Below are 14858 nucleotides of genomic sequence, written 5' to 3'. Positions count from 1 at the left end.
ATCCCCCAACTGGGTGACGCCGCGCGGCCGTGCCCCATGTTTGCAACAGAGCCCGACACATCATTGGCATAATACAAGATGTCGTCGACCTTAGCCATAAGATCGTCCGGCGCCTTAGGGTTGTAAAGAGGATTGGCTAGCGAGGGCATCAAGCCGATGCGTTTCTCTACCATCTGGCGTGGTGAACTGCCTTGGAGCACGCGCTGTCGTCGCCGGTTGTAGGCACGGTTGAAGCCGGTTAGCAGGATTTCGAGATCGGCATGGCCGGCGACGTTGATGCCGAGCACCTCGCTGGCGATGCGGCCATTGAAGCGTTCGACCATGCCGTTGGTCTGGGGTGTATAGGGCCGCGTCGTGCGATGATTGATCCTCATCTTCGCGCAGGCTTGTTCAAAATCGTCAGCGGTGAAGCAAGATCCCCGGTCGGTCAGGACATGGGTGATGCGGAACGGGAACGCTCTCCTGGCGGCCTTGAGGAAGGTGATGGCGTTGGCGGCATTTTCGGCGTCGTAGACGTCGAGATGGACGAACCGCGAGCAGCGATCGATGGCCACATAAAGGAAGCGCTTGCGGATCTCGCCGTCCGCAGTGCGCAGCTTTGGCAGATGTTTCACGTCGATGTGGACAAAGCCCAGGTCATAATCCTGGAAGCGGCCTTGCCCTTTGCGTGGCTGCGCCGCGGGCTTGGGCGGTCGTCGATTAAGCCCCTCGGCCTTGAGCACCCGATAGATGCTGTTGCGGTTGAGGTGTGGCAGGAAGTGCCGGAGCACGAAGGTGAGATCATCTAGGGCGAAGCCTGTCGCCTTGCGCACAGCGCAGATAATGGCACGCTCTTCCTCGTTCATGCGCCAAGCCAGGCGCGTGGGACGGCTTGAGCGATCCTGGACCGCCTGCTCGCCGCGTCTGCGCCACTTGCGGACCGTCTCGTCGCTGATGCCATAGCGCTTGGCCACGACACTGGTCCGCTCGGTGGAACGGGCAATTTCCGCCCTCACAGCAGGAGTGGTCCGGGCTTGTGGATGTATTTGCACCATCACGAAACCTCATCAGCAAAAGCGGCAAAGCGCCACGCGTGATCCGCGATGGCGCTACTTACCATGTCCCAATGATGTGTCGCAACCAGACAGCTAGGCAGATCGGCGATATTCCGCTGGTGTAATGCCTAACACCTTTCTGAATGTTCTGTTCATATGGCTTTGATCGGAGAAACCGCAATCAGCCGCAATCGCTTTCAAAGGCAGATCCCGTTTGAGAAGCAATGCCTTTGCTTTCTTAATTTTTCGTTGAATTACGAATGCATGTGGTGTCACGCCGAATTCGAGCTTGAACCTTCGGGAAAAATGAAACGGGCTTAATCCCGCGATCGATGCCAAATCCTCGAGATGAATTCGATCGCCTAGCGATTCCTCGATGTACTCTGAAACCACCTTCCGCAAATTTGATCCTAAAGTACCAATATGAGTTTCCTTTATTGCAATATCAGCATAGTTTCTGATCAGGTGGACTGCAAGTTGCGTTCGTAATGCATCAATGAAGAGGCACTCGCCTACTCCAAAACCACTGTATTCCTGTTCAAGCATATTTAGACAGAATTGGATCATATTATCCGTCGTACAAACACGGTCTGCAATATCGATGCTCGCGAGGTCCCGGTCAAATATTTGGGCAGCGGTTTCGCTGATCGCACTATGGCCAAGATAGATATGCCTGACGTTGATCGCATCGTCCCATTGCCACGTCGATTGTTCACCCCGTGTGAGCAGGGAAATGGAGCCCGGCCGAAGTTTCTCGGTTTGCCAAGGGCCATTGCAACGACGGCGCATGCTGGTATCGGCGTCTTGATAGACCACGATCATATAATCCCGCATCGGCGGAATCTCGACTTCGAGGCCAGCGTAACGATAACCCATTAATGTTAATCCGCGCCAGCCTTGTGCAGTGCTGTCGATCGTTTTGCGTCCAGGAATCCATTTCGTGATATCTTCTGGCGGAATTAGATCATTCATGGCTCACCCCCCAACCCAGAGCGCATGGTGATTGGAAAAATCTCAGTCGAGATCGGCCATTTCAAACCTGGCCAGTTTCGTTCTCTCCTGCACCAAACACTATGGCTTGCTCTTCCATCTGTGCAATTTGAGCTTCGCTGTACCCAGATTCAAGCAGAATGCACCGGCTGTCCTGCCCGAAGCTTGGCGGTGCACTGCGGATAGACCCGGGCGTCCGGCCGAACAGTGCCGGAATTCCCGTGCCGCTGTAATTGCCCATCTTCACCACCATGTTTCGGTGAATGGTATGGGGATGCGCCAGCGCCTCGCTCACGTTGCGCACAACGCCTGTCGGCACGCCGGCATTCAGCAGCATATGTTCGAGAGTTTCGGCCTCAAGCTCGGCAAGGCATTGCGTCAGCAACTCGCCAAGTTCCCTGCGATGCGCGATTCTTGCGGCATTATCGACGAAGCGGGCGTCCACGGCAATATCCGGGCGTTTCAAAACTGCACAAAGTTTGGCGAACTGGCCATTGTTGCCAACGGCAAGATAGATCTTTCCGGTGCGCGTCTCAAACATGTCATAAGGCACGATGTTCGGATGTCCGTTGCCCGTTGCTACCGGAATTTTGCCTGACATCAGGGCGTTGGCGGCCTGAGGATGCAGCATGCTGATCGCACAGTCGTAGAGCGGAACCTCGATTTTCTGGCCAAGCCCCGATCTGCCGCGCTCGATCAATGCGGCAAGGATTGCATTGCAGGCAATAAGGCCGGTCCCGATATCAACCACCGGAGTGCCCATACGGACCGGCCCGTTTCCGGGGTCGCCGTTGATGCTCATCAATCCGGTCATTGCTTGGACCACCGCGTCATAACCCGGATGTCCGCCCAGGGGACCGTCAGCGCCGAAGCCCGTCACATGACAAAGGACAAGCTTCGGGAACAGCGCTTGAAGCACTTGATCGTAGCCCAGCCCCCATTTTTCCAAAGTCCCGCTCTTGAAGTTGTGGACCAGCACATCCGCGCTCTCCAGCAGCTTGAGCACGACCGTGCGTCCTTCGGGCTTGCCAACGTCGATGCCGATCGATCGCTTGTTGCGATTTGCGCCCGAAAAATAGGCGCTGAGACCATCCTTGAATGGAGGGCCCCATCCTCGCGTCTCGTCTCCTTGAGGTGGTTCGATCTTGATGATGTCGGCGCCGTAGTCGGCGAGAACTTGCGTGCAGTATGGTCCGCCGAGAACACGGCTGAGGTCAACGACACGGATTCCTGTGAGGGGACCCGAGGTCATAGCACGTTTTCGTATAGTGACACGACATCATCATAAGACATGTCGCAAGGATTGTTGGCTATCAGGCGAGTAAGTCCCGTGGTGACTTCGCGCGCCATCGCCGGAACGGCATCGGCAGAAATGCCCAGCTGCGATAGCCGCGTTTCCAGACCGCTCGCTGCGAACATTTCCTCCATTGCCGAAATGAGACTATTGGCAGCCTCCGCGTTGCTTGCAAAGGTCCGATTCGGCAAGAATACCTTGGCAAGATGCGCGTATTCAGCTTCTGCGACTACCAGATTGAAGCGCATCACTGGTGCAGCAACCAGAGCATTGCCATGTCCATGCGGCACGTGAAAATGGCTTCCCAGCGGGTACGATAGTGCATGGATCGAACCCACGCTGGCGTTGATGAATGCCATGCCTGCAAGGGTTGCGCCCAGCAACATTGCTTCGCGTGCGGCTAGATCCGATGGGGTGTCGAGGACGCGCGGCAAGTTTTGCCCCAGGAGCGAAAGGGCCTTGTCTGCCAGACCGTCGGAAATCAAATTCTTGCGAGTCCTGCTCGTCGAAGCCTCGATGGCGTGGACCATGGCATCGAGTGCGGTCGCTGCCGTGATCTTGCGAGGCATGCCGAGTGTAAGCGCTGCGTCCAGCAGCGCAATGTCTGGAAGCAGTTGCGGCGCGTAAACAGCCAGCTTTTCCTGTTTGGCACTGGTCAAGACGGAAACCGACGTCACTTCCGAGCCAGTGCCGGCGGTTGTGGGAATCTGGATGAGTGGAAGCCTTTGGCCGATTGCTTTGCCGACACCAATCATGCCGTCGATAGTCTGGCCGCTCGCCGCTGCCAGCGCGACCACCTTGGCCGTATCGAGGGAGCTTCCTCCACCTAGGCCGATAATTGCGTCGGCTCCGAACGATTTGGCGAATCCAACAGCTTCCGAGACGATTGCCATGGGCGGATCTGCTGCTACGCGGTCAAAAATCTCGACCGCGATGCCTGCCGCACCGAGGCTGGACATGGCCTGTTCGGAAAATCCACAAGCCACAATGCCAGGATCGGTGACGAGCAGGACTCGGCTGCCTCCCAGCTCGCAGACGAGGTCACCGACTTGGGACAGCGATCCCGCTTTGCAAATAATGCGCGGACAAGACAGGAAGTTGAGGTCCATAAGTTTCTCCGGTGAGGAAGTTGCTCCGATCAGAAGGCGGCTTCCTTGATCATGTTTCGGGCGATTATCAGTTGTTGAATTTGGGTGGTGCCTTCGTAGATACGGAACAGGCGCACATCGCGGTAGAACCGCTCCACCGGGTATTCAGACATATAGCCCGCGCCGCCATGAATCTGGACTGCGCGATCCGCGACCCGGCCGACCATCTCGCTGGCGAACATCTTGCAGCACGCCGCGTCGGTTGACACGTCCTGGCCCGCGTCGCGCCGACGAGCGGTTTCCTCGATCATGCATCGTGCGGCAAAAGCCTCGGCCTTGCTGTCAGCCAGCATGGCCTGAATAAGCTGCTTTTCGGCTAGGGGTTCACCGAACTGCTTACGCTCCAGGGCGTAAGCGAGGCTTTCCTTGATCAGCCGCTCGGCGGCCCCGACGCATATAGCTGATATGTGTAAGCGGCCGCGATCAAGGACCTTCATCGCTGTCCGAAACCCTTTGTTTTCGAATTCAGGCCCGCCGATGATCGACGATTCATGCACACGCACATCCTGGAAGATCACATCGCAGGTCTGCGATCCCTTCTGTCCCATCTTGCGATCGCGTGCACCGAACGAGATACCAGGGGTAGTCCCGTCCACGAGGAAGGCGGTGACCCCGGAGGAACCTTTGGTTCCCGGCTTGGTACGGGCGAACACCGTAAATAACCCTGCCAGCGGAGCGTTGGTAATATAGCGCTTGGTGCCATTTATCACAAAGTGCTCGCTGTCCCGCTTCGCGGATGTGGAAAGTGAGCCAGCGTCGGAGCCAGCATCGGGCTCTGTCAGGGCAAAGGATGAAATCAATTCGCCCGTGGCTAGGCGAGGCAGGTAGTGCTCCCTTTGCTCAGGCGTGCCGTCAATGATGATACCCTGCGATCCAATGCCGTTGTTCGTGCCGAACAGAGATCGGAATGCGGGAGATGCTTGACCAAGAATAAATGCCGCCTTTACCTCTTCGGACATGGTCAGGCCGAGGCCACCAAACGCCTCGGGTATCGACATGCCGAAAAGACCCATGTTCCGGATTTCCTCGGCAAGAGCCTGGGGAATTGCATCATTCTCGGCCACCTCGGTTTCGCACGGAATGAGCCGCTCGCGAACAAAGCGATCCAGCGTGTCCAGGAACTGTGAAAGAGTTTCGTTGTCCATTGACATGAAATGGGCTTCCTAAAGGCTCAGGGCGAAATGGCGCTGACGTTGCGGACAAGTTCAATCAGCCGGGCAGCAATGTCGGTTTCGATCCAGTCGCGAGTCAGATGAGATGCCGCCCCGCCGCAATTGAAGGCCAGAACGGGCGCACCGTTTGCAGGGATGAAGGGCACGGCAACGGAGTTCACATCCGCCTTCCATTCGCCGATCGAGAGGCAGTATCCGTGTTTGGCGTAGGTCTCGAGAGCATCATTTATCCCTCTCTCGATTGCCGGCCATGCCTGACCCTCGTGGTGGCGGATGTCCTCGATAATTTCAGATCTGCGCTCTTCGGATATCCCCGCCAGAAAGGCGCGGCCCACGGCCGTGGTCGCCAGTTTGATATGGGCTCCCACGTCGATCGCGAGCGTGATCGGGTTCGAGCCGCGGCAACGCTCCAAGTATATCATCGTCAGGCGATCCCTGCCTGCCAGCGCAACAGGCATGCCCGAATAGTCTGCAAGTTCCTGCATGTACGGCTTGGCCAGATCTATGACCGGCAATCCGGCAAGGCATGAGAATCCCAGCGAAAGTACCGGCGGGGCGAGGCGGTATCGGGCTGTTTCCGGGTCGAAGCTGAGGTAGCCAAGGCGGTGCAGCGTATAAGTCAATCTCGATATGGTCGATTTGCTCAAGCCGGTCCGAGCGGCAAAATCGCCGTTGCCCAGCGCCTCACCCTCCCTGCGGAAAGCGCGCAAGACCTCGAGTCCACGCGCCAGGGCAACCACGAAATCGCGGTCCGTACCTTCCTGTTTTGAAAGCTCCTTGCGCGGTCGCACCGCAATACTCCTCTCACCCCGGCCGTTGCCGACTTGAAATGTCTCTACACTGGTAGTAAGAGGTTTGTCAATATTGCGGAATATATTTCCGCAGAGCGGAATAAAATCGGGTTTGTCCAGTTCCGCGTGGTTGCCAAAACTCGACGGTGAAGAGGATTGTTATGACTCAACATGACTATGCAGACATCGCACTGTTCATCGCAGGCACGTGGATCGGCCCGGAAGAGCGCGAAACCCAGCCCGTCATCAACCCGGCGACCGCCCAGCAGATCGGGCTTATCGCGAAAGCGACGCCCGATGATCTCGAGGCTTCGGTGAGATCGGCCCGCGTGGCATTCGAAGGGTGGCGGCAGCTTTCGCCGCTTGATCGCAGCGCCATACTGCGCAGGTTTGCCAATCTGCTTCGTGAGAACGAACAGGCAATTGCAGCCGCCATTACCCTCGACGAGGGAAAGCCATTGGCCGAAGCGATTGTTGAAGTGCGTTCTTCGGCCGATCATATCGATTGGCACGCCGAAGAAGGGCGTCGCATCTACGGTCGCATAATCCCATCGCGATCCCCTGCTGTACAGCAGCAGGTTCTGCGGGAACCGGTGGGCGTCTGCCTGGCAATCACGCCATGGAACTTCCCTTTGAGCCAGGCAGTGCGAAAGGTTGCCGCAGCATTGGCCTGCGGTTGCACAATGATCCTGAAAGGCCCTGCGGAAGCCCCGTCTGCGTGTATGGCCATCGCCCGCTATCTGCAGGAAGCGGGATTGCCTGATGGATGCCTCAATCTCGTCTGGGGCAATGCCGCAATGATTTCAGAAACATTGGTGGCCCATCCCGATGTTCGCAAGATCACCTTCACCGGATCGGTCGAAGTCGGCAAGAGCCTTGCCGAACTCGCTGGTCGTCACATGAAGCGCGCCACGATGGAACTTGGCGGTCATGCGCCTGTCCTGATTTTCGATGATGCAGACGCCGAGGCGACCGCAAGGGTGCTGGCCGGCAACAAGCTGCGCAACGCAGGACAGGTCTGCATATCGCCGACCAGGTTCTTTGTGCAGGCGAGCGTTCACAAACGCTTTGTCGCAGCTCTGGTTGATGCCTTTGCGACGGTCAAAGTGGGTGACGGCCTTGAGCCCGATATCCAGATGGGGCCAGTGTGTCACGCCCGGCGGATTGCCGAAATGGAACGCCTGGTCGACGACGCGCGCGCCGGTGGAGCCGCCATCCTTGCCGGCGGCACACGACAGGGGAATGCGGGCTATTTCTTCGCACCGACTATCGTCGATACTGCGGACGATCGTATCGCGCTGATGCGGGATGAACCTTTTGGCCCCATCGCCGTGGTTTCGCGCTTTGACGACATGAGCGATGCCATCGATCGGGCAAACGCATTGCCGTTCGGCCTGGCGTCCTATGTCTTCACCAACTCGCTTGAACGCGCGGACCGCGCTGCGGCATGCCTGCAGGCCGGCATGGTCAGCATCAATCATTTTGGACTGGCCTTGCCCGAAACCCCGTTCGGAGGGGTCCGTGACAGTGGATATGGCACCGAAGGCGGCAGCGAGACTTTCGATGGCTACCTCAACACGAAATTCGTTTCGCGTTTCGCAGGAGTTTGTGCGTGAGCGATGGGCAACTGGTGCGGATCGAGTGGCGAAATCGTGTTGCGCTTCTGACCATCGACAATCCTCCGCTCAACCTCCTGAAGGCTGCGGTACGTGCCGCCCTGCTTGCGGCGATACGCACGGCCGCCGCCAGCGATCCCGAGCGAATTGTCATAACCGGGGCAGGCAAGGCGTTCGTGGCCGGGGCCGATGCCCGGGAATTTGGCGATGCTCCGATAGAGCCGCATTTGAACGACGTGCTGCGGGAGATCGCGCAACTCTCCGTGCCGACCATCGCTGCGATCAATGGGAGCGCGCTTGGCGGAGGCCTCGAGATTGCGCTGGCCTGCCGGTGCAGGGTTGCCGCACCTTCGGCCCGGCTGGGCCTGCCCGAAGTGACGCTCGGGGTAGTGCCGGGCGCTGGTGGAACGCAGCGTCTGCCCCGTATTGTGGGCATCCCCCACGCGCTCGACATGATTGTGCACGGAAGGCTGCTGTCGGCACGGGAGGCGCATGATATCGGACTTGTCGATAGTGTTGCATCCGATCCCGTCGCCGCCGCTCTCGGCATGGACCGGAATCAACTCGATACCATGCTGGTCGCCGACCGGCGTCCCGCGCCAGCGGCACATCCAGATGCGGTGTCGGCCATTGCCAGGGATGCTGCCCGCCGCGCCCGAGGGCAGAAGGCCCCCGAGCGCGCGCTGGAACTGGTGGCCGGGAGTACCGACTGGGACCTTGATGTCGGGATGAATCGCGAGCGGGAGGCCTTCCTCGAACTTCGCGGATCCGATCAGGCCAAGGCATTGCGCCACATCTTCTTCGCCGAGCGCGCCGCTTCAACCCGGTCATGTTACCCAAGACCAGACCGTCCGATCGAACGGGCGATTGTCGTAGGCGGGGGGAATATGGGCGCGAGCATAGCCTACGCCCTTGCCCGAGCCTCAATCACGGTGACCTTGGTCGAGATGGATGCCCAGCGGGCAGCAGATGCCCGGCGGCGATTCTCGGGGCTGGTCGAACAAGGCACAAAGAAGGGGGTCCTGACCGAGAAAGAGGCTAACAGTATCAGCAGTTTGACGAACGTGGTGGTGGGGCTCGAAAATCTCGGGGCGGCTGACATCGCCATCGAAGCCGTGTTCGAGAATTTCGCTGTCAAAAAGGCTATCTTTGCAGCCCTTGGTGACAATCTGCCGCCTTCGACAATTCTCGCAACGAATACCTCGTACCTGGATGTCGATCTTCTGGCGGAAAGTGTTCCCGAGCCCGCGCGCTTCCTGGGATTGCACTTCTTCAGTCCTGCGCACGTGATGAAACTGCTCGAGATCGTGCGTGGTGGCAGAACGGCTCCGGAAACTCTTGGCGTGGGCATCGCGCTCGCCAGGATGCTAGGCAAAGTGCCGGTCGTGGCCGGTGTGTGCGATGGCTTCATCGGAAACCGGATACTGACCCGATATCGCCAAACGGCGGACATCCTTCTTGCCGAGGGCGCAACACCGTCGAGCATCGATGCGGCAATGCGGGGATTCGGCATGGCCATGGGCCCCTATGAAGCCCAGGACATGTCGGGTCTCGATATTGCATATGCCAATCGCCAGCGACAACGCCTGGACGGCCGCGCCGACGCAAGAATGCTTCCCATACTCGAGTGCCTGGTCGAAGAGCATGGTAGACTTGGCCGTAAATCGATGGCTGGCTGGTATGATTACGATGACGCGGGTCGGCTCCGGCCGTCCGCCTTGGTCGAAGACCTCATCGTGGCGATCTCGGCGAAAGAAGGCTTTGCCCGTCGGACTTTGAGTGAGGCGCAGATTGTCGATCGAATTATCACGTCCATGATCGTCGAAGCCTGCCTTATTCTTGAAGAAGGAATCGCCGCCTCGACACAGGACATCGATCTGGTCTTGGTTCATGGCTACGGATTCCCTCGCTGGCGAGGGGGACTGATGTATCACGCGGACACATTGACTCCGGCTTGCGTGGTTGCAAGGATCACCGAGTTTTCGTCCGCCGACCCTCTGGGCTGGAGAGTCCCTTCACTGATCACGAACCTGGTTCGCGACGCCAGGTCGTTCGCGGATGCCTGAACTTGAAGATAGGTCTGAAGACATGGCTGATGTGTTCATCTGCGATTTCATCCGCACGCCGATCGGCCGCCACGGCGGGGCCCTTGCCAGGGTACGCGCCGACGATCTGGCCGCTGTTCCGATCAGATCCCTGATCGAGCGAAATCGGTCGATCGACCTGGTCGAGATCGATGAGGTCCTGCTTGGCTGCGCAAATCAGGCAGGCGAGGACAACCGAAACGTGGCCCGCATGGCTGCCCTGCTCGCGGGCCTACCCGAGGAAGTTCCCGGCCTGACCCTGAATCGCCTTTGCGCCTCAGGTCTTGAGGCGGTTATCACTGGTGCCCGGTCGATACGGTGCGGTGAACTCCAGCTTGTGATCGCTGGCGGCGTGGAGAGCATGAGTCGAGCCCCGTTTGTTCAGCTAAAAGCCGAAACCGCGTTCTCACGCGCTGTCGCCATGGAGGATACGACCATTGGATGGCGATTCGTCAATCCGGCGATGCAGACGAGCTATGGCGTCGACTCGATGCCCGAGACCGCCGAAAACGTCGCGATGGAGTATTCGATCGGGCGGACCGATCAGGATGCCTTTGCCCTGCGGTCGCAGGCCAAGGCTGCCAGAGCAGGCAGCAACGGACGATTGGCGCGGGAAATCGTGGCGGTCAGCGCCCCAGTGAAGCGGGGGCAAGCCGCGATAATTGACGCTGACGAGCATCCGAAACCGAACACGACCATAGATGACCTCGCTCGACTACGACCAATCGTGCGTACCGACGGGACCGTCACGGCAGGAAACGCATCCGGGGTGAACGATGGTGCCGCAGCATTGCTGCTGGCGTCGAAGGAAGCTGTTCGTCGATATGGGCTGACACCCCTTGCCCGAGTGGTGACCGCTGCGGCAGCTGGGGTTCCTCCCCGGATCATGGGTATCGGTCCGGTTCCGGCGATCAGAAAGATACTCGCTCGGCAATCGCTGACGATGGGCGACATCGGCGTGATCGAACTGAACGAAGCCTTTGCCAGCCAGGCGCTGGCCTGCACGCGGTCGTTGGGTCTGGATGATGAAGATCATCGCGTAAATCCCAACGGCGGAGCGATCGCGCTCGGTCATCCGCTGGGCATGTCCGGGGCACGGATTACGGGCAGCGCAGCGATTGAACTTGCTCAAGGGACCGGGCGCTACGCCATTGTGTCTATGTGCGTGGGCGTCGGACAAGGAAGCGCGCTGCTGCTGGAGCGGGTCTAGGAGACCTGCCTCTGGGTGGCCGCAAAAAACGACAACGGAACGCGCAGTAAAATTCAAGACCTGAAGCCAAGCACGACATAGCTTCTCCACTGGATCAGCTCTCGGCCGCCCGAAGTTTCGGACAACGATCGATTGGGGCGTTCAAAAAAAGATGGATGGAGAGGCCAAATGGCGGACAATCGGGAAGCAGATTTCCTGCGCGAATTGTACGAGGATTGGAGCAGCCGGATGGCCGCCAATCCCGCAATGTCGATTGCCGATTTGCGCAGTATGTTCGACGAGTGGGGCAAACCAGCACGTGAACCCGAGGGCGTAAGCTACAAATCAGATGAAGTCGGCGGAGTCCCGGGAATATGGGCATTTCCGCAAGACGCCGATTCCGCGCGCGTCATTCTCTACACCCACGGCGGAGGTTTCGCCGTGGGATCGGCAGATAGTCATCGCAAGCTCGCAGGGCATCTTGCCAGCGCTCTGGGCGTAACTGCGTTCATTCCCGATTACCGGCGGTCCCCCGAATTTCCGTTCCCTGCCCAGATCGAAGACGGGATCGCCGCATATCTCGGTTTGATCGAAAGAGGTTTCCACCCTGGATTCATAACGACTGCGGGGGACAGTGCGGGCGGCAATCTCGCCATTGCCATTGCGTTTCGGCTCCGTGAGCTGGGCCGGCAACTTCCGGGCAGCATCATAGCTTTTTCTCCCTGGCTGGACATGGCGCTGCGTGGCGCGACACTCGAAGCCAACGCGGCGACGGACGCTCTTGTCGGGCGCCAGATACTCGAGGGCATGATCTCGATGTTTCTTGGCGGCACTGCGGACCCGCTGGATCCGCTGGCCAATCCACTCGAGAATGACTTTCAGGGCTTCCCGCCGCTTTATATCAATGCCGGTGGAGCCGAGGCATTGCTGAGCGATGCCGAGTCGTTGAGCGAAAAAGCTCGCAACGCAGGCGTTTCCGTCACCCTCTCGGTCGTCCCCGGAATGCAGCATGTCTTTCCGGCCCTTGCCGGGCGCGCGCATGAGGCGGACGACGAATTGCTCAGGATCTCAGCGTGGTATCGCGCACTTTGACCGCCGGAAAAACGCATCTTGCAACAATGGTTTGCGCGGAAATCCCGCGCTGGAGGTAAATATGATCAGAAATGTGACCGCGACAAAGACCCCTGGCGCGGACTTTGACGCAATTGTGATCGGCGGAGGCTTCGGAGGGCTCTATGCGGTCCACAAGCTGCGTAATGACCAGGGTCTCCACGTAAAGGCCTATGACAATGCGAGCGATGTCGGAGGGACCTGGTACTGGAATCGTTACCCGGGAGCGCTCTCGGATACCGAGAGCTTCTGCTATCGCTTCTCATTCGACAAGGAACTCCTTGATCAAGGCAGCTGGCAGACCCGCTATCTCACTCAGCCCGAGATTTTGGAATATCTCAACAATGTCGCTGACCGCTTCGACTTGCGCAGCAGCTATCAGTTCAACACCAAGATAGTATCGACCCGTTTCGACGAAGCGACTGGGCTATGGCATGTAGTAACGGACAAGGGTGAGACGGCATCGGCCAAGTATCTCATTACCGGCCTGGGACTTCTTTCGGCGATCAACAAGCCGACGTTCTGTGGCATCGACGACTATGCCGGTGACATTTACCATACAGGCGCGTGGCCTGAAGGGGTCGATCTCAGCGGAAAGCGTGTCGGCATAATCGGGACGGGCTCAACCGGAATTCAGGTGATCATTGCCCTGGCGCCCCAGGTAAAGCACCTGACCGTATTCCAACGATCTGCCCAATACGTCGTTCCGATCGGAAACTGGCCCGAAGACACTGAGACGATCGATACCTACAAGGCCAACTATGACGAAATCTGGAAGCAGATAAAGAGTTCGAATGTCGCCTTCGGTTTTGTCGAGAGCACCGTTGCGGGAATCGACGTCCCCGAGGCCGAGCGGGAGTGCGTATTCGAGGAAGCGTGGCAGCGCGGTGGTGGATTCCGCTTCATGTTCGAGACCTTCAACGATGTCGCGATCAGCGATGAGGTTAACACCTCGGCGGCAAACTTCATCAAGCGGAAAATTGCCAAGATCGTGAAGGATCCAGAAATCGCCCGGAAACTGACGCCCGGCGATATCTATGCCAAGCGCCCGCTGTGCGCGACGGATTATTACGGTGTTTACAACCGGAAAAACGTATCGCTGGCAGACGTCAAGGACGATCCGATCGCAGAATTCACGACAAGAGGCATCCGCTTGGCCAGTGGGATCGAACACGAACTTGACGCGGTGATTTTCGCTACAGGTTTCGATGCGGTCGATGGAAACTATACGAAGATCGATATTCGGGGACGCGGTGGCGTCACCATCCGGGACAAGTGGGCCGATGGCCCTCTGGGTTACCTCGGGATGATGGAAGCCGACTTTCCGAACATGTTCATGATCCTGGGCCCCAACGGTCCATTCACAAACCTTCCTCCCAGTCTCGAAAGCCAGGTGGAATGGATTTCCGACACGATTGCAACCATGGAAGCTGACGGCCGCTCCACTATCGAGCCGACGCAGGAAGCCGAAGATGCCTGGGTGGAAACCTGCCGGACAATTGCCAACATGACACTGTTCCCTAAGGCGGAATCGTGGATTTTCGGGGCGAACATTCCTGGCAAGAAAAACGCAGTGATGTTTTATCTCGGTGGTCTCGGCAATTACCGTTCAGAACTTCAATCGGTACGGAATTCGGGCTACGAATCGATGATATTCGATCGTCAGACTGCAACCACCGCGCTTTGATGACCATCGAAATTCGTTCGCGTCTGAACGACCGGACTGTTGCATTCCCCATCCCCCGCAAGGCCGTGACAGGTTCGGTCGTGCGGGGGACACGCTGCTTGTGGCCCGTCGATCGAGGGGTTGTCAGCAATCAAGGCTCGATTTCGCGGCATCGCCTCTAGCCCGGCTTATTCATGAGCCCGCTGCACTGGGGTGTTTAGGGTTTGGTGGGTCGGTTGCCGCGTGATCTGGGCGAGCGCCGGCGCCGGCGTTTTTCCCCGCAGCAGGAGCGATGGGCTTTTCGAGGTTGATGGACGAGGGCTCGGGCTTTCATCGGCACTGCCGCACTGGCTATGTCGGTGCTGGCCGGAGAATGGTGGCGATGGCTTTGAACACGCCGGCGTCCGGGCAGGCTGACGCGAAGGCGAGATGGATACGCGAGGAGGTTTCGATGACGCGGGCAGCGACCTTGAGCAGCCGCAGGCGTAGCGTTGCGAACTCGGCTGTGGCGAGCGCGGCTGTCTTGGGGATTTCCTGTTGGATGCGCCACATCAGCCAGTAGACAGCGGTGTGGAGGATGAGGCGCATCTGGTTGGCGTTGGCGGATCGGCACGAGGTGCGATCGCTAGCGAGTTGAGCCTTGTGGCGCTTGATCAGCCTTTCGGTCTGGCCGCGCGCGCAGTAGAGCGTGTCATAGATATGCTCGGCTGGGCTCTGTTGCAAACTCTGACACGGTTTCCAAGATTGGGCTCATGTACTGTCAA

At 58.5% G+C, this 14858-nt stretch carries 11 protein-coding genes and 1 pseudogene; 5 read left to right on the top strand and 7 right to left on the bottom strand.

What is annotated here, in order from left to right; translation table 11 throughout:
* The 6 genes from ACEK02_RS07880 to ACEK02_RS07855 form a co-directional block, all read right to left on the bottom strand.
* The coding region (locus ACEK02_RS07880; RefSeq protein WP_371421233.1) for an IS481 family transposase at positions 1–1034 on the bottom strand (1034 nt) is incomplete at its 3' end.
* Between the two features lie 93 nt (positions 1035–1127).
* The gene (locus ACEK02_RS07875; RefSeq protein WP_081663831.1) at positions 1128–2006 is read right to left on the bottom strand and encodes a helix-turn-helix domain-containing protein; all 879 of its coding nucleotides are present in this window, start codon (positions 2004–2006) and stop codon (positions 1128–1130) included.
* 61 nt (positions 2007–2067) lie between these two features.
* A complete protein-coding gene (locus ACEK02_RS07870) occupies positions 2068–3276 on the bottom strand; it encodes a CaiB/BaiF CoA-transferase family protein (RefSeq protein WP_051170537.1) in 1209 nt (402 codons plus the stop codon).
* Positions 3273–4427, bottom strand: a complete 1155-nt coding sequence (locus ACEK02_RS07865) for an iron-containing alcohol dehydrogenase (protein WP_029995528.1) — start codon at positions 4425–4427, stop codon at positions 3273–3275. Before ACEK02_RS07865 ends, ACEK02_RS07870 begins: the two co-directional genes overlap by 4 nt.
* Before the next feature lie 29 nt (positions 4428–4456).
* Complete coding sequence (locus ACEK02_RS07860; protein ID WP_029995529.1) at positions 4457–5617, bottom strand: acyl-CoA dehydrogenase family protein; 1161 nt, start codon at positions 5615–5617, stop codon at positions 4457–4459.
* Positions 5618–5637: 20 nt separating this feature from the next.
* Positions 5638–6429 carry an IclR family transcriptional regulator gene (locus ACEK02_RS07855; protein ID WP_029995530.1) on the bottom strand — a complete coding sequence of 264 codons (792 nt, stop codon included), beginning with the start codon at positions 6427–6429 and terminating at the stop codon, positions 5638–5640.
* Between the two features lie 161 nt (positions 6430–6590).
* On the opposite strand from ACEK02_RS07855, the gene ACEK02_RS07850 reads away from it, so the two are divergent.
* The 5 genes from ACEK02_RS07850 (at position 6591) to ACEK02_RS07830 (ending at position 14115) form a co-directional block, all read left to right on the top strand.
* Complete coding sequence (locus ACEK02_RS07850; RefSeq protein WP_029995531.1) at positions 6591–8045, top strand: NAD-dependent succinate-semialdehyde dehydrogenase; 1455 nt, start codon at positions 6591–6593, stop codon at positions 8043–8045.
* Positions 8042–10111 (top strand): FAD-dependent oxidoreductase, encoded by a 2070-nt coding sequence (locus tag ACEK02_RS07845; protein ID WP_223806615.1) that lies wholly within the window; start codon positions 8042–8044, stop codon positions 10109–10111. Before ACEK02_RS07850 ends, ACEK02_RS07845 begins: the two co-directional genes overlap by 4 nt.
* Positions 10112–10133: 22 nt before the next feature.
* A complete protein-coding gene (gene pcaF, locus ACEK02_RS07840) occupies positions 10134–11339 on the top strand; it encodes a 3-oxoadipyl-CoA thiolase (protein WP_029995533.1) in 1206 nt (401 codons plus the stop codon).
* A gap of 228 nt (positions 11340–11567) precedes the next feature.
* On the top strand, positions 11568–12410 hold the full coding sequence (locus tag ACEK02_RS07835; protein WP_371421232.1) for an alpha/beta hydrolase: 843 nt from the start codon (positions 11568–11570) through the stop codon (positions 12408–12410).
* A 61-nt stretch (positions 12411–12471) separates the two neighbouring features.
* Positions 12472–14115, top strand: a complete 1644-nt coding sequence (locus tag ACEK02_RS07830) for an NAD(P)/FAD-dependent oxidoreductase (RefSeq protein ID WP_029995535.1) — start codon at positions 12472–12474, stop codon at positions 14113–14115.
* Positions 14116–14445: 330 nt separating this feature from the next.
* Here the strand turns inward: ACEK02_RS07830 and ACEK02_RS07825 are convergent.
* A pseudogene (locus ACEK02_RS07825) lies at positions 14446–14820 on the bottom strand (transposase); the annotation flags it as partial.
* Positions 14821–14858 lie beyond the last annotated feature (38 nt).

Source organism: Tardiphaga sp. (genome assembly GCF_041424195.1).
Lineage (GTDB): Bacteria > Pseudomonadota > Alphaproteobacteria > Rhizobiales > Xanthobacteraceae > Tardiphaga.
This window is presented reverse-complemented; position numbering and strand designations above follow the sequence as displayed.

Coding starts and splice junctions, on each gene's coding strand:
- ACEK02_RS07875 (WP_081663831.1), bottom strand. CDS start 2,006: ATGAATGATCTAATTCCGCCAGAAGATATCACGAAATGGATTCCTGGA.
- ACEK02_RS07870 (WP_051170537.1), bottom strand. CDS start 3,276: ATGACCTCGGGTCCCCTCACAGGAATCCGTGTCGTTGACCTCAGCCGT.
- ACEK02_RS07865 (WP_029995528.1), bottom strand. CDS start 4,427: ATGGACCTCAACTTCCTGTCTTGTCCGCGCATTATTTGCAAAGCGGGA.
- ACEK02_RS07860 (WP_029995529.1), bottom strand. CDS start 5,617: ATGTCAATGGACAACGAAACTCTTTCACAGTTCCTGGACACGCTGGAT.
- ACEK02_RS07850 (WP_029995531.1), top strand. CDS start 6,591: ATGACTCAACATGACTATGCAGACATCGCACTGTTCATCGCAGGCACG.
- pcaF (WP_029995533.1), top strand. CDS start 10,134: ATGGCTGATGTGTTCATCTGCGATTTCATCCGCACGCCGATCGGCCGC.
- ACEK02_RS07835 (WP_371421232.1), top strand. CDS start 11,568: ATGGCCGCCAATCCCGCAATGTCGATTGCCGATTTGCGCAGTATGTTC.
- ACEK02_RS07830 (WP_029995535.1), top strand. CDS start 12,472: ATGATCAGAAATGTGACCGCGACAAAGACCCCTGGCGCGGACTTTGAC.